Source organism: Legionella sainthelensi (assembly GCF_900637685.1).
Taxonomy (GTDB): Bacteria; Pseudomonadota; Gammaproteobacteria; order Legionellales; family Legionellaceae; genus Legionella; species Legionella sainthelensi.
This window is the reverse complement of sequence record NZ_LR134388.1, coordinates 1,068,865-1,093,007: the sequence shown is the minus strand read 5'-3', so window position 1 is coordinate 1,093,007 and position 24,143 is coordinate 1,068,865. Positions and strand designations below refer to the sequence as shown.

The following is a 24,143-nucleotide window of genomic DNA, read 5'->3' as shown; positions in this document are numbered from 1 at the left end:
TTTCTATTTAAATAAAAACTTTTTAAAGTCATTCTGATAAGCGTTAATAATTTTATCTGCTGTTGATTGGATTATATTAATAGTTTTGCTTTTATCTTTACGTGAGTTAGAGTTCAAAGCAGCATGTCGCTCCTTTTGAATTTCCTCAAACTCAAAAGACAGTGATGTCATCATTCCTTTGTAATTTAAGTATCGTATTGTTTTCCCAGGTAACATTTGGGTATATTCAGATAAAGTATCTGGTATGCCAAGCATATTGAGGTTATCCCTGTCAAAACCAAAACCAATAAAAATTATCTCTTCAGCCCACTGTATCGCATCTTTATGTTTAACGATCATTTGATCCCTTTCTGTGGGATTGTTTCTTTCGTCATACATAGTTTTTATGTTGTTATATTGGTCAAAACTAAAAATGAATCGTTTAAAGTTTTGTATAAGCTTTAGGGGGGTTAATGATGGAGATGAAGATTGTTGGGTTGCACTACCTACCCATGAAATTCTAATATTTGGAAGTTTATTATCTTCACTTATATCAATATATTTTCCATATTGGTCAGTATTAACCAGGGAATATAAGTAACCATACACATGTTCAATATCTAGTGCATTAAGAAAGCTATCTGCCGGTGATTCAGATTTATCATCATTTTTTACAAAGTTCTCAATCTTTTTAAGTCTTGACTGAAGATAATAATCGAGGCTCACATCATAATTAAAAGTAATAAATTTAACTTTATTTTCTCTTAACTTATTGGGGCTGTCTGCACATTCAGAAACCAAGTCATTCAGTAAAAGAGAGTACCAATTGTCATCGCTTTGATTGATATTAAATTTTACAGGATCTTCTCTTTTTAACAGAGAGTACAGGATCATCATTTTACCCGCCCGAGCATATGATGGGTTGTCCCTTAAAAAGGCATCAATTGATACGGGGTCTAATATTTCTAAGGCATTTTTTAACTGAGCAAATGTATCAACTTGCTTAATTTGAGTTTTAAAAAAGAAGTTATGCGAACGGTTTGTTTGATTTATAGTCTTGCAATAAATTTGGAAAGTGCCATTTTCATGGTGCTGATGATAATGATGTTGTTCATTTTCATCGACGAAAGGTGCAATATTTTCAAAACTTTGAATGCACTCGTTGAAGTCATATAGGACATTATTTACTTTATCATTTTCATTCCAGTATGGAGGAGCATTGTCTGAACGATATTTAGGTATAAAAATATAATCTTCCATATCTTCAATGATGTTATGAATTAGATCTTTGCCAATTGGATAGTCATAAGGTGCACTAGCACCAGCTCCAAGAATGAATAGTGTTTTTGTATTAAACATAATTTTTAATCCAATTTATCAAAGTGAATTCCAGACTGAACATTTTCACCTCTCGGATCATCCGTCAAACAAAGCAACCAAGCTCCTGCAACTTTTAACTCCCTAGACAAAATCTTAGCCTCCTCAGGCCCTGGACTTCGAGTACCCTGTTCCCAATTTCCAATTCGAGCCGCCCCTAATCCCGTCCTCTCAGCCAAGACCTTTATCGTCAATCCATTCGCCTTTCTAGCGTGCGTAATCCTACTGCCAATAATTTTTTTCATATTCATTTAGGTTCATTTGCTATCAAACGGAAATACCCCATTGACTCTAAAAAGCGCCTATTTACAATGGGTTATCAACAACACACTTCGTGTTATTGATTGATACTAATTGAAATCATTTGATAGTTCAAGTGCTGTTTTTAGCGGTGCTTATTAAGGATGAAATAGCGAAATGGGATTTTTGTTTATTAATACTGATGAATTATCCGCACTGATGGGATTGCCCTATATTCAGCAATCAGCCTATTTGTTGGGTATTCGTCCGTATATGGACCGTAAGACCTTTTTGGTAGGGGTTAAGCGTAAAATCAGCTATCAACAGCTTGCTGAAGCCCTCTACGTTGAACCCCATCAAGGTTTTGAACATTCTGGTAGCCCAAGTCGCCCACAATTACGTCGTATCATCTATGCGCTTGAGCGTGCTGGGTTGGTAGAGATCAAATCTATTGGTAAACAACTCATTTTAAAATGCTTATTAGCCAATTCGGATTTATCTGCTCAAAATAAACCCGACACAAACCCGACACATCAACCCGTCACAAACCAGAACGATAAAAATAATATTAAATCATCAAGTTACGACAAAAATAATCAAAAACCCAGCACAGCGCAAAACACAAAACCCGACACACCTCATAACTCCAAAGATCTTTTTATTTTTTACAGCAGCAATTTGAAAATTTTTGGTCTCTTTATCCTTTAAAACAAGACCGAACTAAAGCATGGCGTGAATTTGCTTCTTTAAAACCTGATGCACAGTTGGTTGAACAAATCCTAACAGCCCTGCAAGCCCAAATTAATAATCGTGAAGAAATGGAGTTCATCGGCGAGTGGCTACCAAACTGGAAATACCCAGCCACTTGGCTTGCACGTAAATGTTGGAACGATGAATTACTTACCTTAAAAACTCAAGAGGAGCAGCAGAATGAAGCCAATAAAGCACGTTCTCGAAAGAAATCAGCAACAGATATCCTTACTGAATCCTGCAAAGATGCAAACTTCGATTTCGACTTTGATGAACCCGCAGAGCCAGGATGCAATGTCCTCTCATTCGATAACACCAGAGTACGATAAGAGAATGGATACACTGTTTATGCGCCTTGCAGCAATTTATGGCTATCTCTGGGTCTCGACTTACAGCAACTCTAGTTTTCTCGAAGTCTCAAAGCGGGAATGGTCAGAAGGCTTGAAAGAATTTGACAATCAAGTACTGAAACTTGCTTTGGAACAAATGAAGAAGAAATTGGCTGTTCCTCCTTGTTTGCCGATATTTTATGAATACTGCACCAACATCCAAAAAGGCAACCAAGCACGTCAAGAAGCGCTCAAACAAAAAACTGAACCGCATGTCCCTACCGATCCCAAAATCGTCCAACTTCATATTAACCAAATGAAAAACTACCTCTTCAAAGAAATTAAGGAAAAAACATCATGCTAATTCTAATCCGCCGTATGGGCGAGGAAATTTACATAGATAAAGGCAGAATCAAAGTCCTTCTGATCTCTGAAAATGAAGGACTAATCAAATTAGGTATAGATGCTCCCAAACATGTTGACGTTGAACGTAAAGAGGTCTTTATCCAAAAAGCAATGGAACAACATGCCCTGGCTCAAAAACTACGGGATAGATCCACAGAGCCAGGAGACAGTCATGCTTAGAAAATATCTACTTTGCGGTTTTGTTTTATGTAGCCTCAATGCTCAGGCAGCTAATATAACGCAAGTCGGTCGCTATGCCACTGTCAACAACAAACCTTTGGCAGCCCAGATTAATCCCTTGGAAACCGTTCAACAGATTCATTTTCCTGCATCCATACAAACCATTGGGGAAGCAGTTAATTACTGGCTTCGTTATTCAGGGTATCACCTTGCTCCCAAAGAAAGACAAAGCGAAAGCCTACAACAAGTATTTCAACAATCACTACCGCAGGTTAGCCGAAATTTAGGTCCTTTAACAATTAATGAAGGACTGACGGTATTGGTCGGCCAGCATCTATTCAATCTCAAGCAGGATGACCTGTTAAGAGATGTCAATTTTAGCCTGATAGCAAGGAGAGCAGAATGAAAAAGTATATGGATGCCAAATGGCTTAGTCTTCTTTTGTTAAATGGATTGTTGATTGTATTCGTTTGTTTAAAAAGCCAGCCCTCTGTTGAGAGCAATAAATTTAATACGCTAGATGAGCGTTTAACCACTATACAAAAACAACTCAACCAACCTGTTGAACAACTAGATCTATCACCTATTACTCAAAACATAAAACAATTAGGAGATTTCGTTCAGCAACTACAAAACAAAGACGATCATCAATTAGGTGAAATATTTACCACTGAACAAATTGCCATTAAGAAACAGCTCGAAGGAATTACTGATTTATTGCGTCATCTGGATGATAAAAAACAGCCTGTCAAAATGCTTCCAGCAAACCAATTACCCTTTAAAGTCTTGAGCATAGACAGTATTCAAGAAGTTCCTGTTGCCTCTGTTTCCTACCACTATAAAACCCAAGCATTGGAAAAAGGTGATTCTTTTGCCGGATGGACTGTCTTTGCAATCGACTTTGCCAAGCAAACCATAGAGTTTGAAAATGCCGACAAAGTACATGCGCTGGTTCGTCTGAATCAACAAGAGGTGAGCCATGCTTAAGTTGTCCACACTAACAATTGGGCTACTCTTGGGACAACAGGCAATTGCCGGTTTATATATCCCAGGCATTGCCACTCCACCTATGCAAAGTGCTGATAATGCGTTGACGAAAGCGGGGCTGGCTGAATTTCATGATGAAGTTATCGCCGATAAAGATTTTCAACTTAACGACTTACAAAAACAGGAGGCAAAAGCCTGGGGATTAAGTGAGGCAGAAGAAAAACGCTATCTGCAACTAATGCAAAGCAGAAGCAGTATTTACTACAAAGACCTCCGTATGACACCTGTTGATATTCTTGGACTAAATGCCAGGAATGATGTGGAACGAGCGCACTTCGCCGAACTTGCTGCCCTTCAAGAAGCCCAAAAGGTCGCGCAAAACATAGCCTGGAACAATGCCTTTTACAAAGCCTATAACCAGTTATTTAAAGATGTGCCTGTAGTCGGTGATTTTGATCCATCTCCTTACTCTCCCTATGCACATCAACCCATTCAATTAAAAGAAAGTGAAACGCTCTATTTCTTTATAAGACCCGATGACGCTGTAACCACCATTTTACTGCAATTGGTCGATGCTATTAGCCGTACTCCAAACACCAAACTCAATCTTCTTTTACTGGATATGGATAATAACGCCATCCAACTTTGGGCTAACAGACATCAAATCCCTATCTATTTGGTGACCAATCAACAAATTACTTTAAACCCAGGTAACCAACAATATGAAGGCTTAAAGCTAGATAGGAAACAAACACCCCTGCTCTTACTGGCCAAAGGCAAAACTTCGCAAGTCGTCGATTTAGGGAGATTTTAATGATCAGGATTTTGCTCTTGCTGTTAGTCACTTTCAATGTTCATAGCATGAATGTGATTCCTTTAACGCTGTCACAAAGTGATGCGTCATTAAGACTTAATCTGTCTAGCCCAATTGGTGTACCAGCTAAGAGCAAAGCAACTTTTGGCAAAGTGAGTCGCAAAAAATTGGATACCAATTTGTTAACCATGGCCTTATTTGTAATAGGTGCGGATAGAGAATCCATCAAATGGTTAGAACAAAATCAAGAGCAATTAAAGTCCATACAAGCCACAGGGTTCATCACCAATGTGAATGACTTTGAAACCATTGCAGCTCTGCAAGAAAAGTTTAAATTGCCGCTACTACCCGTCAATGTTGATCCTCTGTTGAATTACATTCATGTACAGCATTACCCCTTAATCATTGCTGAGGGGGCTGTATGGCAATAAAACAATATTCCAGACAAATGACCTTGCAATTAACATTGGTTCTCTTTCTAGGTTGGTTAGCGTTGATTATCTGGGCTGTAAGCCAATGGCTACTTCATGGCTATCCATTTGCCTTTGATAAGGTCAATGTCCTTGTAAATACTCAACGAGAAGCCATCACCCCTGTTTATCAAGGTTCACTTTTGGCAGCTTTACCTTTAGATGCCAAACCTAGCTGGACGCTGACCATTCCCTATTTAAATAAATTAGCAATTAATGAATTTGCAGCAGACTTACTTGAAAAATCGCAACAGTTTTTCCAGCTGGTTTTATTAAGCAGTCAATGCCTGCTTATTAAACTCCTCATTTTATTTGCTGCTATGCCTTTGTTTGCCCTGACCATGGTTGCAGGTCTGGTTGATGGTCTTAACCAAAGAGCCGTACGCACCGCTTGTTTAGGCCGAGAATCTTCTTATGTGTTCCACAGACTTAACCACTTTTTAAAAAAGGGACTGGTGATTTTACTCATGCTCTGGCTTGCCCTGCCTGTCAGCATCACCCCAGCTTATGTCTTTGTACCTATCAGTTTATTGATGGGATTAATGGTAGCCATGACGGCTAGTCGCTTTAAGAAGTATTTATAAGGAGTAACCATGAAACGATTGCTTTGTTTGACCTTAATGATGATAAGCCTGCACAGCTGGGCGAATAACCCTGATTTAAATGAAACCCTGGTGCGCATCATTAACCAGATTAACGCCATCATGCCCCTGCTTGATGAAGCACAAACGCAGATAACACCCAATGCTCGTATCCAATTACAAATTGAAGGATTTGAAGATATTAAAGACCAACATCATGCAGGCCTTAGAGAAGATTTACTGAATATTCGCAATGGCCTGATTGACTACATCAATCAACCCATCATTGCACCACGCAAGATCAAAGCCTTGGAAATGGATTTTGTGAGGAAACCCTAATGAGTAAAGACGAGATAGCCAGGATGTTTGCCACTTCCTTTAAACAAGCAAGCAATAACATATCGGCACAAGTCTTTTCCGGCAGTATCCGCTTTATTGCCATAGCCCTGGTGATATTAGCGGTGATGTGGTCTGTCAACCACATGATGGATGCAGAGGAAAAACAACAACATGGATACCTACTGCGTCTGGGTTCTCGGCTCATTAGATTAGTGATTGGTCTGATGATCTTCATTCTGGTTTTATTTGTTAAGGAGACAACATGAAAACAATGCTTCGCTCTATCTATTTTGGAGCCATCAATCTCTTTTATGCCCCTGTGCTATTGGCAGATAATTGGTTCCCTAAAATTTCCGATGCGGACAACATCGGAGATGGCTCTAAAAGCATGATGTCAGTAACAGGAAATTACGTTAAGCAAGGTCTGGGTTTATTGCTCTTCATTACCGCTGTCGTGACCTTTATTAAATTCATTACCACGGTACAACATGGTATTGAAGAATCCAAAAAGAACGAAGGCTCTATGGTGGCCTTTGGTACTTTCGCCGTAATGGGCATCACCTATTTAGCCATTAGCATTGCTTCTGGTTATGTGGGTTACACCATGATTACCAAGTTCAAAATATAGGAGGTGAAACTATGAGTCAGCCTTCTTCGCGCCATCTTTCACATGACTTCCCAGCCTGGAAAGGCTTAAGTCTGCGTGAATTGTTCTGGATTGTGATCACCACCACCCCAGCAACTACACTGTTCTTCGTTCTTTTAGGAGTAATGGTTGGGTTTCCGCTGGCCTCTGGCTGCATCGGTTTTGTGATTGGATTCATTCTATCAATTACTGTGTGGCCTAAAGGTGTTTCCAGCATCAAAGCAGGCAAACCTTACGGATATGTGATGAAGAAAACGATTCTGTGGATGGTGCGATTAAGGCTCAAACATTCACCCTGGATTCATTACCAGGGAACTTGGCAAAAAAATAAATCTGTTGGAGAGCCGCATGTTTAACTACTGGAAAAAAATCGACAGCCTACAACACCACAATCGTTTACTACTGGCTTTTGTCGGCGTGTTATCAATCATCGTTTTGGCATTAATTATTAACCTGATGACCATGCCCAAACGCTATGAATTCTGGCTTAGTCCTAATATGGCCGCTAATGGTGGTTTAATGAGAGTAAGTGAAATACCGAACGAATACGTGCAAGGATATGTGACTTCCTTAATGCCCACACTCTACAGCTGGTCTAATAAGGGCAAAGAAGAATTCAACCAAAACATTAAAGCTTTTCATTATTACTTCACCCCACGGCATGAGCAGTTACTTCGTGAAACCCTGGCAGCTTATAAAAACGCTCAACTCTTTGACCGCACTCAAGTAGCAAGTCTCTATCGCTTTATGGAACCGCAAGACATTAAAAAAATTGGTCCTGATACCTGGGAAGTCAAACTGATACTACGCATTACGCAAAGACTCAAAGATAACTCTGCCATGGTCATTGCTGACAAAGTAGTGGCTTATCACCTTCGCGTGGTCAAGCTCAATCTGTCGCGTCTACATAACCCCTTTCAATTAGCCCTGGATGGCTATACCCGTCCTGAAGAACGCTTACAAGATTTACTGGTCGACACGGAGGAACACCATGAAACTCATTAAAATTAGCTTATTCACTCTGGGCTTTATCGTAATGCACCTAAGCTATGCCTTGCAAAGTGAACATCTGGTTTGGGAAAAAGTCCCTTTAACGATTGAATTACCTATTAATAAAGAAAGGCTGGTTCAGTTTCCCCAGGCCATTAAGGTGATTGATCAACAACTCAGCGCCAATCTTGATATTCTGAAAGTCAAAGGAAGCCTCTATCTTAAAGCCAAAGAATCATTCAAAGATTCTCGATTGATTGTCCAGCTATTGCCTGAAGGTGAGGTAATTATTCTTAACCTTAACGCCAATGAAAAAGCAATCAATGCAATACCAATTGAGATTCTGATTGATGATCCTAAAACTACCCACAATGCAGGAGCCAGTCAGTACGAATATAATGCCATTCAATTAACACGTTTTGCCATTCAAGCCTTGTATTCGCCTGAACGAGTCAGAGAAATTCCAGAGGGAATTTACCGTTCACCCATGCAAACCAATAAAACCATCTCTTTGTTTTATGGAGCAAGTATTGAAGCTCAACCCCTGGCTTCATGGCGTGGAGGCAATCTTTATGTCACCGCAGTGGATTTAAAAAATTTGCTGAATCAACCTTCAAAGCTGCAATTCACCAAACTGATGGGGCATTGGCAAACCGCCAGCTTTTATCCTAAAAGCGAACTGCCGCCACGCAATCAGCATGAAAGCACTACTGTCTTTTTAATCTCTGATCAGCCTTTTGCAACAGCACTCACCCAACATGCGAGGTACAGCCGATGAATAAAAACAATGGCATTAAAATTTTGGCAGGCTCGGTGGTTTTTGCGGTCATTATGATTCTTATCAATAGCCGTCATAGCTCACCTGTTAGCGACAATATGCCTAATCCTAATAATTTTGGCGAGGCTATAGCAAGCCAATTCAATGACAACATTCGTGATGTTTCCGCACGATTATTAGAAACAGAAAAGAAATTAGCGCAAATGCACAAAGAGAATAAATCGCTACAAAAACAATTAAAACAACCCAAACAAGAAACAAGTTTTGCACTGCAAGATGAACTGAACACATTAAAGGAAAAATTTGCGTCACTCACTGAACACCAAACGCAATCTTACCCCATGGAAAGCAATCAAGCTACTGTATCTGGTCAAATTAAAGATCTGGATACCTTGTTGGATAAAGCTCCGACAGAAAGCAAAATTTTCACCGAACATGACACAACGACCAAGGAAGAAGCACCTACTAAAACGCCCTTTTATACCATTCCAGCTGGCAGTGATTTTAGCAAAATCACGCTCTTATCAGCTTTAATCGGCGAAGTGCCTGTTGAAGGTAAACTCATGCAGCCTTTATTTCCCTTCACAGCAATGGTAAGTCGAGGGGATTTAATGACAGCCAATGGAATGCAATTACCCGAAGAAATCACTGGTATGAAAATCAGCGGTTATTCGATTGGCGTTGGTTCCTTTCTCGATAACATCAGTTGTGTTCGCGCCTATGTCACCTCAGCCTTATTTGTCTTTGAAGATGGGCATTTTGTGAGTGTCGGCCAGGAACAAATGAAAAGCTCCGCGGAGCTGGTGAATAACGACAGCATTGGTTATTTGACTACCCAATTCGGCAACCCATGCATCAAAGGACAATACATCACAAATGCCCCCAGAGTATTAACTGCCTTCATGGCGGCTGGCGGTATTCAAGGTGCAGGAAATGCTCTGTCTAAATGGCAAATGAGCTATCAAGCTGAGGGCGGTTCTGCCATTGCCACGCCTACAGGCGATTTAGCACACTTTGCCGCGGGAGGGGCAATCAACGAAGGCAGTCAAAAGATTACTGACTGGCTTGAGAAAAGAATCCAGGGCAGCTTCGATATGGTCTTTGTTCCCGCCAGCATCCGCAGCCATTCAGGATTTATCCCTAATCAACTCAGTTTACATTTCAGCCAAACCATAGCCATTGATAAAGAACACCAAGGGAGGGTATTAGCTTATGGTTACCATCAACAAAAAAACTTTGATAATGCTTTGCGCTAGCCTGGCGTTAAGCGCTTGTTCCACTGCCAGGATGTCGCAAAACGCCATTCCTGAACAGGGTTTAACGGTGAGCCAGTTGTATCAGCAAAGCCTGCAACAACCCATACAAAAACCTGTTTACCAGCAGATGCGTTTTGATGATTCAGGTGAAGAATTTAAGCAACTGCCTAACCCTGAAGTGCCTATCCATGTTTTCGCACATGTGGCGCAATTGGGTGATGAACAAATCATCAAACCTGCCTACACGACACGCTTTTTCCTTTACAAGCAAAACCAGTATGCCTTGGCATCAGAACTGTATTAAGGAGCCATGATGAAACGATTATCTAACTGGTTGCTTGGGGAAATGAATCCCCAAGCTATAAAGGAACAAGCAGTTAAAAAGTATTACTCCAATCCTTTACCCTCATTTGCCGATAGACTCGCTATTGTTGATTTTAATGAACAAGAGCAGGTCTTTTTATTTGCCGATGGCAAAAGTTTAGGTTCAGGGTTTGAATTAGGCGACATTCAAGCAGAAGCCGCTTCTCCTGAGTACTTACAGGCTGTGTTTAATAAAATTCGGGATACCTTTGCATCTGTGGTTCCTCTCCATGCCGTTGACCCTTGGGTCATGCAGATGTTTGTTCAAGATGAATATTGCCTTGATCCCGTTATCACGCATATTAAAGCCCAAATTCCCCAACAATTTAGAGAAAGTTTATTAACACAAGATTATTTAGAACGCCTGCACGATCTCTACAATAAAATGACCCAACCCGAAGGCTTATTTATCGATCCTAAAACAGGTGCACCCTATCGTGGACGAAGACGAAGAATCAGAGTTTTGTTTTATAGACAATTACATCAAACTACCCTACCCCGAGAACAAATTCTTCTCGAACACCAAGAAGTCATTAGCCAGATTGAAACCAAACTGCGTTCACCTGGGTTAGAAATCAAACGCCTCAAAGGACAAGATTATTACCAGTGGTGGGTACGTTGGTTTAATCCCAAATCAGCTGACGCGATATTAGAACAATACCCTTATCCTAATCCGATACCAGCGGGTTTTAACCTAGCCCAAAATGTTTTTTTTACGCCGCCAGAAAGCGATGAGCAAGGATTCATCTTAGAAGGAATGAAACAAAGAATTCTATATGTGGATGGGTTAAAAGAAGCTCCTATCATTGGTTTAGTCTCACGAGAAAGACAACAAGCCAATCCCAAGCACCGATATGCACTTTTAGACACTCTGCCAGAAGGAAGCATCTACACAATCCAAGTCGTCTTTAGTCATGATGAAAATCTTGATTCTCATTTAACGCGATTGGAAAAAGGAATCGTTGGAACCAGTCTAAAACCTCAAGAAGTTAGAGATGATATTAGAACAGCTCGTAATGAATTAAGTACTGGCAATCGACTGTTCTGGGTTAATCAGGCCGTTTTTTATCAAGCAGAAGATGAACAACAAGCTCAAGTCATAGAAAAAAATCTGCATACGATTTTCAACGATGCCAAAATGCCATTGATTCATTCCAGGTATGATCTTCATCCTCTAAATTCCTGGCTCAATGCCTTGCCGTTTAATTTTGATCCTCACTATGCCCGTCAATACTTATGCTTTGACCGTCTTATGTATGCCACTGAACTAGCAGCTTTACTTCCGGTATATGGCCGTAACCAAGGTGCAAGGCATTTACCTTGTTTCCCCTTTTTCAATCGTTTGGGTGAACCTGTTTTCTTTGACTTACTGCATCATGATTTTGTTAGTCAAAATTCTCATTGCGCTATTTTTGCCAACTCAGGAGGTGGTAAGTCAGTTTTGACAGGCTGGATGATCCAATCATTATTGGCCATGAAAAATGCCCGAGTAGTGCTCTTTGAAATGGGAAACTCTTTTGACAGGATACTTGTTCATGCCAAGGCGCACGGTAAAAAGACCAAACAGTTATTACTGAGCAATAAGAAAGATGAAGCAGTTCCATTAAATCCATTTTGTGAAGCATATAAAGCCATTCCTGAAATCACGGATAATTTAAGTACAGAGCAGGCTACTTTAATCGCTCAAAAAATTATGGAATTAAAGGGCAATCTTCAAGAGCCTGCTAATTCAGAGGACGTGATCTGTGGTGATGGTCACCGCTCCTATCTGGCCGAGCTTGCTCTAGCTTTACGTACCATGATTACAGAAGCCAATGCTATGGAAGAAGAACAATTTACCTTGGCTGATGAAACGCTGTTAATAGAGGTGTTAAGTGATGCTATTTTAACATCCTTTAATAATGACATACCGCAAATGCTCACTGAACATATAGTCAGTGCGTTTAAACGACGATTAGATAAAGAAACGGTGGCTCGTAAGAAAGACCGCATTCTGGATATGCACGATCGCTTGAACAGCTATGTAATTAACAGCGCCAAATCTCGATTTTTTAATGTGCCGACAGAGCCTTTAGGTGACTTTGATATTTTTCATATTGATATTTCGGCTATTAAGGATGATACCGGAAAGCTGGCTTTGGTAATGGTGTCATTATTGCCAAGAATACTGGCTATGGCAGAAGCTACCCAAAACGATAACAGACCAACCTTTCTCTTTATTGATGAATCCCATTTGCAATTTCAAATCCCCTCTGTTGTAACCGTGTGTTTACTGGTTGCTAAAGTGGCAAGAAAGCTCGGGCTTTGGCTGGTTGCCATTACCCAAAACGTCACTGACATGAATTCTGAAAAAGCCACCAAAATTTTATCGTTGATTGAAACCTGGATTTTATTGGGGCTTGATGAAAAAGAAATTACTGACGTAAAACGCTTTAAATCCTTAACACCTCAACAAGAAACCTTAATCAGAGATATTGATTCGCAAAAAGGCTTGTATGCAGAAGCAGTTTTATTAGGGTCACGTTATCAGGGACTGTTTCGCGTCATTCCACCGCGCTACCTACTTGCCCTGTTAATGACTGAAAAATCTGAAAAAGCACAACGCCATCTTCTGGAGAAAGAACATGATGTCCTTGAAGCTGCTGAAATCATGGCTAAAAAACTCGAACAACCTAAAACGGACACTCACAATAGGACTTATTTTTATGACTAAATTGTCCTTTGCCTTAGAAAGCACGAGCCCGCCTCACCCTGTGAATACCTTCACTATAGCCACACGGGTCTTGCAAAAACTGTTTCAAAACAGCCATTACAAAGTGGTTGGCTCTTGCACCTGGACTGTAGGTCGTTTACCGCCAAGACTTGAGGTCACACCTGCTATTGAGCAGTTCTTGCCTGATTTAATCATTACTGTCAGTAATAAACCAGAAGAAAATCCCTGGCTTGAGGCACGAACGCTTTACGAAAATAAGGCAGCAAGAACAATGTACCAACAAGCTTATAAAGCTGCGACTGGTTCTGAATTAGGGTTTGGCAATGACAGCGGTCAAACCACCGATCTGCATATCAACGATGAGCGCACACGCATTGTTGATGTGATTGGCAGCCCTGCTGCTTTTTATCGTATTCCCTACCTGTCCCACAGATCTGAAACAGGTTTTGGTGTCCCTTATTATCTTGCAGAAGCTGATGCGGTCATGGATAGAACGGAAGCCGCTGAATTATTGTATATGGGAACTCATCCCCATCTATTAATTAACCATGACATTGGCACATTCACCCAAAATTGGGGCTCTGAAATTCCAAGATTAATGCGAGTGACTCAACCCTATAACTATAGAGCTTCAGTTGTTGCAGCAATGCACGCTGTAGATATTGTCACTAATAAAAATCCCCTTCATGTCTGCAAATCCACCCGTAATTCCTGTGGGAAAAACTGTGTGGTTGCTAATGCTATTTATGACCCGAGAAAAACCAAAGTCATATGGCAGGAAATCTACCCTATTAATCGAAATATTCGCCCAGGGGATGCGCAGGATTTTGGTACAGAAGATGACAAAGCGGGTAATGGTAATTATGTATTTGTCCTCTGGCGTAAATACCGAGGCTGTATTCAACACGAAGGCAAACTCGTGAACTTTTTAACCTTTCCCAAAGTAGAACAACCTCAAAAACGATAGGACGATGCCATGAAAAAATCACTACTGCTTATCTTACTAATACCTTCACTGATCCATGCTGGCGGCTTTATGCCCAGCCAATCTGATTACTATTACGAATTAGGAGGAACATCCAATTTATTTATTCCACCAGTCAATAAAGATCAAACACTGGTTATTGGTGCAGATATAGATGGTCGTATGGGCTTTTCCTGTAGTGGTTTTAATCCTGTGGTATCCATTACCAATACTTTTCAGGATTTAAAGAAATCAGCATTAAATATCCCTGGCGGCGTAATTGATAATTTGAAAGGCTCTGTCGCAGGATTTCCGCTTTATAAGCTACAGCAATCCATGCCTGCTTTATACAATGTTCTACAAAATGCTGCATCTAGCGCGCAAAATGAATTTTCACTCAAAGTTAAAGATTGTCAGGAGGTTAAACAAGCACTGGAACAAAACCAATCTCCTATGGAAGGCATGTTATCAGTCTCGGATAGTCAGGGATGGCTCGATGCTGCTAAACGGGCTAAGAAGGAAAACATCGATGTGACAGAAACGTCAAAAAGTATTGCCCAAAAAAGAGATGAATACGGCCTACCCTGGATAGGAAGTGATAAAGGCAATTCTGGCGGTAAATTCCAACGTCCCATTAAGGTGATTAATGATGTAGTCATTGCTGGGTACAACATTCTTTTGGAGAGAAAACCTTTAAATTCCTTGGAGAAACCAATTACCAAAATTCCTATGACTCTAAGTTGGCCAACGCCCACTGATGCGGCCAATTGGGCAGTTAAGGTTTTGGGTGATATTCAAGTCAGCAGCAGTGAAAACAAACAAAATCACGATGCTAAGGCAGGGATAGGCTTGTCAGCCTTATTGCAGAGCTGTGCGAATGCTAATACCTGTAGTCAGAACATTGCCAAAGCCTTATGGAATTTAGTCAATGGTGCATGGACACTGACCGAAGAAAATCTGCATAAAGTCAGCGCCTCCAATTTACTGATTACTGATGAAGTTATTATCACAATTCAACATTTACCCCGTGAAGAACAGATGCTCACAGTCTCGAAATTAGCTGAGGAAATTGCTGTCCAAAACATGTTGGATAAAGCCTTAATGATGCGTCGTATTTTACAGGCAGGATTGCAAGTGCAAGAAGTTCAGAATTTAAAACCTGCTATGAACATGGTCTTGTTTGCCCTGAAAAAACTGGATGATGACATACACTCTTTGTCCTTTGAAAACGATGTCCGCAAAAAAATGATGAATGAGACTTTAGGAACCATCATGGACATTCGACACCAAGCACAAAACCAAAATATCCCAGGCCAGGATCATGAACAGCCAGCAGTAAAAAATGGAGCAATCTACGTCAAAGAAAATAAAGGAGCTTAATCATGATCGTCTTTAATCCTTTATCCCTCTACACCACCTATCTAGGCTGGCAACAATATGAGGTTCTATTTAACGCCCTGTGGCAAACAGGGCTGTTATATCTTGGCTTTTTAGCCATTGGTTATCGCTTTCTTAAAAATGTGCTCAATCCAGCCGGTGCTTTCTATGCGGTGGAACATGCTTTAAATAATTTCCTTTATGAATTGGCAGTCACTTTTCTGATATGCAGCTTATTTGTCTATCCTTGTGTACCGTTGGAAACTAAAGCCTTACAATTTAAACCCTTATGTGGACTGAAGAACCCAACAACTGCGGTCATTGGCGACAGCGGCACAACTTATGATGAAGCCTTTGCGGATCTACTGACTAACCAGGTCAAAATTCCTATAGGCTTTGCCATCATCCAGAATTTCATGTCGAGCTTTACTTACAGTCTCATGAAAGTAACGGGGTGCACCGATAGCTTACAGTCCATTCAAGGCGATCTGGTATCAACCTATCTACCCCAGAGCGTTCGCAAACAGGCATTGGATTTTCATAAACAATGTTTTATTGAAGCGAGAACGCAATTCAACAGTGAAAAGCATGAAGCCAGTGAATTAGATCCCATGCTCAAACGCTATGGCGGTGAAGATGATTTAAACTGGATGGGTTCTAAAATCTTGCAAAAGATGTATTACACTAAACTTCATGCTCGCCAACCCGTCCCAGGCTTTACCTTTCATCAAGCTCCTAATCGCAATCTTGAAAAAGCGGCTAATCGTGGCGATATCCCACCCGAACAACTGCCAGAAGATGGTTATCCCAGCTGTCAGCAATGGTGGAATAAAATCAAAACTGACCTGGTTGAAGTCTCTAATCAGGCTAGTGTTTTTAATAAACATCTAAACTATTATGCCATGCTGGATAGGGTTCGTCAGTATAAAGTGAAACACCCCAAAGCATGGAAAGCAGACATCAGCGCAGAAGATTTTATTGCGAAAATGCTCTTGCAAGAAAGCAAAGACATGCAGACAAGTTCAATGCAAAACCTCATGGACAATAACAATGGAAAGGTCGCATCTGCCATTACCCATAGCCTGGTCAATGTCGGACAATGGACAAAATCCTGGACATCCACCCCATTAAAAAGAGAAGCAATCATGCAAACCCTGCCTGTGATGCAAGCGTTTTTTATGTTCTTTTTAATCATTTTAACACCGATGGTATTGTCTTTAAGTTGCTATAGTCCAAGAGCGTTGGGTAGTTTGTGCGCCCTATTTTTGATGGCAATTTTTCTGCAATACCTCTGGCACCTGGTGGGTTTTCTTGAACGCTCTGTGCTAGACCCATTAGGTGAAAACGATGCGATTTCGGCCATGAAGAATATGGCTGTAATGTTCTACCTCGTAGCACCTGTTTTGTTGCTGAGATTATCAAGTCATTTTGGCGGTGACGCTGGGGCTGGTCTTATGGATTTGGTTAATGGTGCGGATAGGAATAGTGAAAGCATGGCTCAATCTGGTATGCAGGTAGCCAAGACAGGACTAAAAATTATTTCAAAAGGAATTCGATGAACATGTTAAAGCACATCTTTACGTTCGAAGGCTTCATTGTATTCACGAATAGTGATCAAACCATTATCAAGTTTATCTTGAGCCTCATAAACAGACATGTAGCGTTTGGCAGGTTTATCCTCTGCCACTCCGACAATGGCATCAAGAAAAACTGCCAACAACCGAAATACCTTTCTCATTTGGAGCTATCCCTATGATTAAACATTACATCCGTTCATCCATTATAGTACTGATTCAAGCCATTTTACCAATCATTGGTTTATTGATAATTGCTCCTTGGATTATCAATACAAATCTTCTCACCCGTTGGCAACATACATTCGCCAATATACAGCCCTTGTTTCTGGGCTTACATGGACTACTTTATCTGGTTTTGATTTTGTTATGGCCAAGGTTGATCATGCGTATTAATGATCAACTCACATCCGAACAACTCACTACAGCTCTGAAAATTCGTTGGTATCTACTCGCTATTTTCTTGTTTATTGATGCGATGATGATTTGGAGAATGCTATGAGTACTTATCCAATTAATAACCTGTTAAGAGAACCAACAGAAGCCTGGTCAGCAATTACCTGTATGTCCTTAGCTCTACTTGCTTATAGCCAACCGCATCTGTTCTTGCTTACTCAAACTATGAGCCTGTATGCAGCGATTGCCCTATTAATCCCTGGACTTTATAGAGCATGGCAAACAATAAAGGTTAAGCGATATCACCGCAGACTTTTAGCCATGCCTACCTATGCCCTATCCACTAAAGAAATTCCTTTATCGAAAAACTGGTTATTCTTGGGCAAAGGCTTTCGATGGCGACCAAGCCATACCCAAAAGCTGCATCAGATCAAGCAAGTCAAAAATGAAAAATTTATGCAAAGAGGTTATTGCTATCAACTGGCTAGACAATTCTGCCAAAACCATGAACAAACCCGATTAGCAAAATGGTTTAACAAGCGTTCTAAGTTAAATCTATTTAGACCCGATCCTCCTGTTGGAGGAAGTCCCTTTCTGCATGGAGTTGGAGAAGAAGATAAACCCGTTTACATTCCTCAAGATGTACGTGTAGGTCATACTTTTGTGGTTGGCACCACTAGAGTCGGCAAAACTAGATTAGCCAGCATTCTGATTAACCAAGACATTCGAAACGGTGACGCAGTTATCGTTGTAGACCCTAAAGGCGACCAGGAATTGGTTAGAGACATGATGGCTGCCTGTGAAGTATCAGGACGAAAAGAAGAATTCAAAATCGTTCACTTAGGCTTTGCAAATCAATCGGCACGGTACAACCCTCTCAAGAACTACGACCAAATTAGTGAAGTAGCTACACGAATTACTGATGCAATATCTGCAGAAGGAGAAGGGAAACAATTTGCAGCCTTTGCTTGGAAGTATGTCAACATTGTGGCTATAGGCCTTGAGGAAATGAAACAACCCATTACCTATCAATCTATTGCCTTTTATATCAGTCGATTAGATCAACTATTGATGACATACGCCGACACCATTTTACCCAATCACTATCCCAACTATCATCAAGAGATTGAAGCTATTATAGAGGAGCATGACAGCAAAATTGGTAAAAACAATAAAACCAAATCCTCTATGGAACGCCATCAGGCAGTCATTCAATATGTCAAAGACCACATCAATAAGACCATTAAAAGCAACAATGTCGAAGCTCTACACGACCAAATCCTGATAGACCTTTATGATGCAGCTATTATGGATAAACACTACTATGACAAAATCACAGCCAGTGTAGGTCCTGTGTTATCTGAAATTAATAAAAGTAATGCTTCTAAAATTCTGTCATCCAAAATTGAACCAGGAGATATTGAACTGATGGATGTCATTAAAAATAAAAAGGTACTTTATATTGGCTTAGATAGTCTGACAAATCCTAATATCGCCCAGGCCGTAGGTAAGGCTTTCTTATCAGATCTTGTTTCCACTGCTGGCAAAATCTATAAAGAACCCAATGCTCGTTATACCTTGAATCTGCATTGTGATGAGCTATCAGAGATTATCCAGGATTCTTTCGTGAAAATTCTCAATAAAGCTGGTGGAGCTGGGTTTCAGGTTACTGCTTATGCCCAAACTATTCAGGATATGGAGGTGGCACTTGGCTCCAGGGCTAAAGCTGAGGTATCTGAGGGAAATTTTAATACCTTGATAATGCTTAGAGTTAAAAATGAGGAAACGGCAAATCTATTGGTTAAAGTGCTGCCGCAAGTAGGTGTTGTCGGGCATACCCAAGTTTCTATGGTTAACGACACACCACATGGGGATGATGGAGTTTATTTTAATACGACTAATGAAGACAGAGTACAAACATCTTCTGTGCCGATGATTGGAGTGGATGATATTATTTCTTTACCTAAAGGACAGGCTTTTATGATAGTAAATGGTGGAGAACTATACAAAATTCGAATTCCTCTACCTATAAGTTGCAAAAAACAGACTAATACACAATTGCCAATATTCAGCACCTACTTCAATCGCACTATATGATACAATTTATTCAAAGCATTATATTCCAATCACCTAATGAAGATTTAGTTCTAAGGGTATAACCAGAAACGCATAAGAATGAATACTGAATCAAAGCGAACTGAAAAATATACTATTGTCTCTAACACATTAGCGTGTATGAGCAATCAACAATTACAACAAGTCCTGTCAACCGGGAAAGAGGTGCATGCTGGTATTGGAGGAACTTCTGTTCGAATAGATATAGAAAATATCCCGGTTTTTGTAAAAAGGGTTCCAATTACTGAACTTGAACTCAAGCCAGATAACTTCATGTCAACGGCTAATATTTTTAAATTACCAATGTGCTATCAATATGGTATTGGCTCAGCTGGTTTTAGCGCTTGGCGTGAGCTTGCAGCACACATCATGACAACCAACTGGGTGATCAGTGGTAAGTGCCCCAATTTTCCAATTCTGTATAGCTGGCGCATTATCCCTAACTCTTCAAGTAAAACAGATCTTTCCTATTGGGAATCTACAGAAAAATATTTTGCTTATTGGGAAAACAACGAAAGTATCAAAGAGCGTGTGCATGGTCTGAATAGTTCGAGCGCTAGTGTTTTATTATTTCTTGAGCATTTCCCGAAAAATTTACACCAATATTTAAAAGAAGTTTTGTCATCAAGCATTGCTGAATTAGACTCAATCAACCACTTAAAAAGAGTGAATAAATCTTTTGAAACAGTTTTAAAATTTATGCATGAAAATGGTTTTCTTCATATGGATGCTCATTTTCATAACATTTTAGCTGATGAAGATGACATTTACCTCAGTGATTTTGGTTTGGCACTATCAAAGCAATTCGACTTATCAATGACCGAACATAATTTTGTAAAAGACCATGAACATTATGATAGATGTAGTTATTCAGTCAATTTGCTACATGGTGTCCTAACAACTTATGCGGGAAAGGAACATTGGGACAAGACTTTAAGTGATTACTTAGCAAATAAACTTTCAATTAAATTGCCCGATAAAATAAATGAAATCCTTTCTAAAAATGCCCCTATTGCAGAAAAAATGCATACATTTTATAAAGAAATTCAGAAAGATAAATCAACTCCGTATCCATCAAATCATCTGAATGGAATGCTCATAAACAGTGCGGCAGGGAAAATGCTATGATTCAAATTGAAAAAATAACGGGTGAACTAGCTAAAGCCTTGTGTCAAAAAATTACAGCGGAGTTACCGGAGTACTTCGGATTACCCGAAGCAAATGAGCATTACGCTATAGGTGTTACAAAACGTATAAATTTCGCTGCGAAAAAGGATGATAACTATATTGGTCTCATTTCAATTGATTTTCCTTATCCTAATAATGCCAATATTTATTGGATGGCCGTGAGACGTGATTTTCACCGTCAAGGTGTTGGAAAACAATTAATAGATGAAGCTTGTCATTTTGCTATAACACAAGATGCTAAAACTATAACTGTTGAAACGCTAAGCCCTTCTGAATCAGAAGAGAATTATCTTAAAACGTATCTGTTCTACCAATCGGTTGGTTTTAAAGCTCTTTTTGATTTAAAACCCGCCGGATATGAGTGGAATATGGCGTATATGATGAAACAGCTTGAACCTCTAGCAATAAACCAACAAGCAATTGTTATTAAAGCACTGGAGTTATCCGATATACCCTGCCTGGTCGATGCTTTTCAAAAAGCAAATTGGCAAAAGCCGGCCTCATTATTTGAAAAGTATTACCAAGAACAGCAAGACGCTGAGCGAATGGTGTGGTTGGCCTATTTTAAAGACCAAATTTCCGGCTATGTTACTTTAAAGTGGACATCACTCTATGAACCCCTTGCTCATAAACAAATCCCAGAAATTATGGACTTAAATGTATTGCCTTCTTTTCGCAAATTTGGAATAGGAACTACTTTACTAACAACCGCTGAAGAAAAAGCAGCAAGTCAGCATGATCGTGTAGGTCTTGGCGTTGGTTTATATGGCGGACAAGATGGGGGATATGGACAAGCGCAACGGCTTTACATCAAACGCGGCTATATTCCTGATGGACTGGGGGTCACTTATGACTATAAACCAGTTGATCCAGGAAAAATGGTTTGTTTGGATGATGATTTGATATTATGGTTTACTAAAAAGGTGAAATGACCAAATGAAATTTCCATTTCAGCTCGTCGAATTAACCCATACTTTAGATGCAAACAGTCCTGCCTGGGAAAAAAACTGTGGTTTTACGTCATCAATAGTATTGGATTACGCGGACTGTACTAGTGAAACTCCATTTCGCGTACAACATTTCACGATGCCAGCCGGAATGGGAACGCATATGGATGCCCCCTCGCACTGCTGCCCTAATGGCCTCTCTATAGATCAAATCCCGCTGGATCAATTAGTCGCTCCTTGTGTAGTTATTGATGTATCCCAAAAGGCACATGAACTTTACAGCCTGACACCCCAAGATATCGCTGATTTTGAAAAAACACATGACCTTATTCCTCCTGATTCATTTGTCATCATCAAAACGGGCTGGTCACGCTTCTGGGACAACCCCACTCAATATCGTAACAACCATAAGTTTCCCTCTATCTCGGCTGAAACAGCCACTTTGCTGGTATCACGGGATATTATGGGTTTAGGTATAGATACCTTATCGCCTGATAGACCAGATGATGGTTATCCTGTGCATCGCATCTTGTTAGGTTCAGGACGATACATCGTGGAAAACATTGCAATTAGTGAGCAATTACCATCTATAGGTAGTTTTGTCATGGCCTTCCCACTGAAAGTTAGACAAGCGACCGAAGCGCCTATGCGTTTAATTGGGCTATTGCCATGAATTATCATATGGACGAAAATAAAACTTTAATTCTGTTAAATGAACTATCAGAACAAATAAATAACCTATATGGCTTTGTCAAAATTGCTGGTGAAAATTTTGGGGAACCGGCAATAAACTCAGGCCCATGTGGACCTTTTGCTAATGTTTTTTATACAATTTGGAATCAAAAATTTACTGAAAAAGTAAATATTGCCTTTATCATGGTAAAAAATTCTGATGAATGTTGGCATGTATTAATTAGATTACCAAACGGGTTGCTTTTTGATGGTGGTTTTGGCGTTCATCAAGAAAACAAGTGGGATAAGGACAAATTTGATATAGTGGATATGCTCCAATATAACCTGCAATTATTAGAAAAAAATTCCGGTGGTTTGAATAGAAAGTATCCTCGATATTGCCCCAATTTTTCGATTGATAAAGTCACCAACTTGATAACAAATTGTATCAACCTGATTGAAGAATAGTATGAATATGCAACCATTGGTAGATAAGCTACAACTTGGTGAGTTAAAAACACAGCCTGAATTACTTAAAGGCGGTGCTTTACATACCATGATTAAAATAGAAACAAGCAAAGGTATCTTTGCAATTAAACGATTAAATCCGCATATTACCGATAAAAGTCATTTTAAAAAGTCGTATGAGTGCTCCGAACAGATTGCCAATAAAATGGCTAAAAATGCAATACCTGCGGTGAATGCTTTATCTTTTAATGATGAGTATGTTACTAACATCGCTAAAGATCATTACATAATCTATCCATATATCGACGGTCATTTACTTGATGAGTATAAGTTAACGCTTGAGCATGCTCGTTCGATCGGCGAGTTGTACTCGTTAATTCATACCGCAGATATTCATCACGCTGAAATAGATGAAGCTCAGTACGATTATTTTGAAGACCCGCATTGGGTAAAACTTATTGAGCGCTCCAAACACTCTGATTTGATGGCGCTATTGCCAGTAATTTCAGATTGGAATCAAGCCTATTTTCAGGCAATCCCAGCTCTAAAACAAGAATCTGTTATTACACATAGAGACATGCACATTCAAAATGTGCTTTGGGATAATCAAAATAAACCACATATTATTGACTGGGAAAGTGCCGGTTTGATGAATCCTATGCTGGAAATAATCGGATATGGGTTGGAATGGAGTGGTATTATTTTATATCAAAAGGCAAATGTTCCTTTCTTGCAGAAACTAATCACCACATACAATCAACATATTTCTAAAACATGGGTAACATCTTCTCATCAAGCATTCATGGGGTGGCTAGGGCATTGTGTATTGGCATGGACTGAATTTAACATACATCGTATGTTAGGCGAGGTTTCTACTGATGAGGCTGAAATACGAAAAGGTCGTGAAATTATCGAAGAAAAAATGATCCCGTGTATAAAATATATTAGATCAGAAGAAGCGTTTCTAAAGCCATTATTAGAGTCATTATTTTCAACCAAGTGAGCAATAAATATTTATTTTTGTGAAGGAGTATATTTTAATACGACTAAGGAGGATCGGGTTCAGACTTTTTTAGTGCCTATGATTGGGTCGATGATATTATCTCTTTGCCTAAAGGACAGGCATATATTCTGGTAAATGGAAATGAAGTTTGGAAATTAGAATCCCTTTCATATTAGACTCACATACGTGCAAATCTCCCCCAACGTAACATGACATTGTATTTAATGCTATAATCAGAAAAT

29 protein-coding genes and 1 pseudogene are annotated in these 24,143 nt (G+C 39.8%); 27 read left to right on the top strand and 3 right to left on the bottom strand.

The window, feature by feature from the left end:
* Positions 1 to 3: 3 nt before the first annotated feature.
* Entirely contained in the window at positions 4 to 1,338 is a 1,335-nt protein-coding gene (locus EL220_RS04890; RefSeq protein WP_027270701.1) for a hypothetical protein, read from the bottom strand.
* A 5-nt stretch (positions 1,339 to 1,343) separates the two neighbouring features.
* The gene (locus EL220_RS04885) at positions 1,344 to 1,607 is read right to left on the bottom strand and encodes a helix-turn-helix domain-containing protein (protein ID WP_027270700.1); all 264 of its coding nucleotides are present in this window, start codon (positions 1,605 to 1,607) and stop codon (positions 1,344 to 1,346) included.
* Between the two features lie 166 nt (positions 1,608 to 1,773).
* Here EL220_RS04885 and EL220_RS04880 point away from each other — a divergent pair.
* From EL220_RS04880 to EL220_RS04785, 20 genes and pseudogenes are all read left to right on the top strand, one after another.
* Positions 1,774 to 2,675: pseudogene (locus tag EL220_RS04880) on the top strand (hypothetical protein).
* 4 nt (positions 2,676 to 2,679) lie between these two features.
* A complete protein-coding gene (locus EL220_RS04875; protein WP_051544721.1) occupies positions 2,680 to 3,039 on the top strand; it encodes a hypothetical protein in 360 nt (119 codons plus the stop codon).
* Positions 3,033 to 3,260: a carbon storage regulator gene (locus EL220_RS04870; RefSeq protein WP_027270697.1), complete on the top strand. Its 228-nt coding sequence runs from the start codon at positions 3,033 to 3,035 to the stop codon at positions 3,258 to 3,260. Before EL220_RS04875 ends, EL220_RS04870 begins: the two co-directional genes overlap by 7 nt.
* Positions 3,253 to 3,666, top strand: coding sequence for a PFGI-1 class ICE element type IV pilus protein PilL2 (gene pilL2 / locus EL220_RS04865; RefSeq protein WP_027270696.1), 414 nt, complete (start codon positions 3,253 to 3,255; stop codon positions 3,664 to 3,666). Before EL220_RS04870 ends, pilL2 begins: the two co-directional genes overlap by 8 nt.
* Complete coding sequence (locus EL220_RS04860; RefSeq protein ID WP_027270695.1) at positions 3,663 to 4,247, top strand: hypothetical protein; 585 nt, start codon at positions 3,663 to 3,665, stop codon at positions 4,245 to 4,247. Before pilL2 ends, EL220_RS04860 begins: the two co-directional genes overlap by 4 nt.
* Entirely contained in the window at positions 4,240 to 5,061 is an 822-nt protein-coding gene (locus tag EL220_RS04855) for a TIGR03759 family integrating conjugative element protein (RefSeq protein WP_027270694.1), read from the top strand. Before EL220_RS04860 ends, EL220_RS04855 begins: the two co-directional genes overlap by 8 nt.
* Positions 5,061 to 5,492: a PFL_4695 family integrating conjugative element protein gene (locus tag EL220_RS04850; RefSeq protein ID WP_027270693.1), complete on the top strand. Its 432-nt coding sequence runs from the start codon at positions 5,061 to 5,063 to the stop codon at positions 5,490 to 5,492. Before EL220_RS04855 ends, EL220_RS04850 begins: the two co-directional genes overlap by 1 nt.
* Positions 5,483 to 6,115, top strand: coding sequence for a TIGR03747 family integrating conjugative element membrane protein (locus EL220_RS04845; protein ID WP_027270692.1), 633 nt, complete (start codon positions 5,483 to 5,485; stop codon positions 6,113 to 6,115). Before EL220_RS04850 ends, EL220_RS04845 begins: the two co-directional genes overlap by 10 nt.
* Positions 6,116 to 6,124: 9 nt before the next feature.
* The gene (locus EL220_RS04840; protein WP_027270691.1) at positions 6,125 to 6,451 is read left to right on the top strand and encodes an RAQPRD family integrative conjugative element protein; all 327 of its coding nucleotides are present in this window, start codon (positions 6,125 to 6,127) and stop codon (positions 6,449 to 6,451) included.
* On the top strand, positions 6,451 to 6,717 hold the full coding sequence (locus EL220_RS04835) for a hypothetical protein (RefSeq protein ID WP_027270690.1): 267 nt from the start codon (positions 6,451 to 6,453) through the stop codon (positions 6,715 to 6,717). The genes EL220_RS04840 and EL220_RS04835 overlap by 1 nt, the downstream gene beginning before the upstream one ends.
* Positions 6,714 to 7,079, top strand: coding sequence for a hypothetical protein (locus EL220_RS04830; protein ID WP_027270689.1), 366 nt, complete (start codon positions 6,714 to 6,716; stop codon positions 7,077 to 7,079). Before EL220_RS04835 ends, EL220_RS04830 begins: the two co-directional genes overlap by 4 nt.
* 11 nt (positions 7,080 to 7,090) lie before the next feature.
* Positions 7,091 to 7,453, top strand: coding sequence for a TIGR03750 family conjugal transfer protein (locus EL220_RS04825; RefSeq protein ID WP_027270688.1), 363 nt, complete (start codon positions 7,091 to 7,093; stop codon positions 7,451 to 7,453).
* Positions 7,446 to 8,102: a DUF2895 family protein gene (locus EL220_RS04820; protein WP_027270687.1), complete on the top strand. Its 657-nt coding sequence runs from the start codon at positions 7,446 to 7,448 to the stop codon at positions 8,100 to 8,102. Before EL220_RS04825 ends, EL220_RS04820 begins: the two co-directional genes overlap by 8 nt.
* Positions 8,089 to 8,865: a TIGR03749 family integrating conjugative element protein gene (locus EL220_RS04815; protein ID WP_027270686.1), complete on the top strand. Its 777-nt coding sequence runs from the start codon at positions 8,089 to 8,091 to the stop codon at positions 8,863 to 8,865. The genes EL220_RS04820 and EL220_RS04815 overlap by 14 nt, the downstream gene beginning before the upstream one ends.
* Positions 8,862 to 10,121, top strand: coding sequence for a TIGR03752 family integrating conjugative element protein (locus tag EL220_RS04810; RefSeq protein ID WP_027270685.1), 1,260 nt, complete (start codon positions 8,862 to 8,864; stop codon positions 10,119 to 10,121). Before EL220_RS04815 ends, EL220_RS04810 begins: the two co-directional genes overlap by 4 nt.
* Entirely contained in the window at positions 10,078 to 10,425 is a 348-nt protein-coding gene (locus EL220_RS04805; RefSeq protein ID WP_027270684.1) for a TIGR03751 family conjugal transfer lipoprotein, read from the top strand. The genes EL220_RS04810 and EL220_RS04805 overlap by 44 nt, the downstream gene beginning before the upstream one ends.
* Positions 10,426 to 10,434: 9 nt before the next feature.
* A complete protein-coding gene (locus tag EL220_RS04800) occupies positions 10,435 to 13,197 on the top strand; it encodes a conjugative transfer ATPase (RefSeq protein ID WP_027270683.1) in 2,763 nt (920 codons plus the stop codon).
* Positions 13,190 to 14,164, top strand: coding sequence for a TIGR03756 family integrating conjugative element protein (locus tag EL220_RS04795; protein WP_027270682.1), 975 nt, complete (start codon positions 13,190 to 13,192; stop codon positions 14,162 to 14,164). The genes EL220_RS04800 and EL220_RS04795 overlap by 8 nt, the downstream gene beginning before the upstream one ends.
* Positions 14,165 to 14,173: 9 nt before the next feature.
* Positions 14,174 to 15,541 (top strand): integrating conjugative element protein, encoded by a 1,368-nt coding sequence (locus tag EL220_RS04790; protein ID WP_027270681.1) that lies wholly within the window; start codon positions 14,174 to 14,176, stop codon positions 15,539 to 15,541.
* 2 nt (positions 15,542 to 15,543) lie between these two features.
* Complete coding sequence (locus EL220_RS04785) at positions 15,544 to 17,097, top strand: conjugal transfer protein TraG N-terminal domain-containing protein (protein WP_027270680.1); 1,554 nt, start codon at positions 15,544 to 15,546, stop codon at positions 17,095 to 17,097.
* Positions 17,098 to 17,102: 5 nt separating this feature from the next.
* On the opposite strand, the gene EL220_RS04780 is transcribed toward EL220_RS04785, so the two are convergent.
* Complete coding sequence (locus EL220_RS04780; RefSeq protein WP_080334604.1) at positions 17,103 to 17,276, bottom strand: hypothetical protein; 174 nt, start codon at positions 17,274 to 17,276, stop codon at positions 17,103 to 17,105.
* 14 nt (positions 17,277 to 17,290) lie between these two features.
* Between EL220_RS04780 and EL220_RS04775 the strand changes: the two genes are divergently transcribed.
* From EL220_RS04775 to EL220_RS04745, 7 genes are all read left to right on the top strand, one after another.
* Entirely contained in the window at positions 17,291 to 17,614 is a 324-nt protein-coding gene (locus EL220_RS04775) for a hypothetical protein (protein ID WP_027270679.1), read from the top strand.
* Entirely contained in the window at positions 17,611 to 19,605 is a 1,995-nt protein-coding gene (gene traD / locus EL220_RS04770; protein ID WP_027270678.1) for a type IV conjugative transfer system coupling protein TraD, read from the top strand. Before EL220_RS04775 ends, traD begins: the two co-directional genes overlap by 4 nt.
* A 78-nt stretch (positions 19,606 to 19,683) precedes the next feature.
* On the top strand, positions 19,684 to 20,751 hold the full coding sequence (locus EL220_RS04765) for a hypothetical protein (RefSeq protein WP_027270677.1): 1,068 nt from the start codon (positions 19,684 to 19,686) through the stop codon (positions 20,749 to 20,751).
* On the top strand, positions 20,748 to 21,743 hold the full coding sequence (locus EL220_RS04760; RefSeq protein ID WP_027270676.1) for a GNAT family N-acetyltransferase: 996 nt from the start codon (positions 20,748 to 20,750) through the stop codon (positions 21,741 to 21,743). The genes EL220_RS04765 and EL220_RS04760 overlap by 4 nt, the downstream gene beginning before the upstream one ends.
* 4 nt (positions 21,744 to 21,747) lie before the next feature.
* Positions 21,748 to 22,431, top strand: coding sequence for a cyclase family protein (locus EL220_RS04755; RefSeq protein ID WP_027270675.1), 684 nt, complete (start codon positions 21,748 to 21,750; stop codon positions 22,429 to 22,431).
* A gap of 8 nt (positions 22,432 to 22,439) precedes the next feature.
* Positions 22,440 to 22,898, top strand: coding sequence for a hypothetical protein (locus tag EL220_RS04750; protein WP_035905939.1), 459 nt, complete (start codon positions 22,440 to 22,442; stop codon positions 22,896 to 22,898).
* A gap of 1 nt (position 22,899) precedes the next feature.
* Positions 22,900 to 23,901, top strand: coding sequence for a phosphotransferase (locus tag EL220_RS04745; RefSeq protein ID WP_027270673.1), 1,002 nt, complete (start codon positions 22,900 to 22,902; stop codon positions 23,899 to 23,901).
* Positions 23,902 to 24,143: the final 242 nt, after the last annotated feature.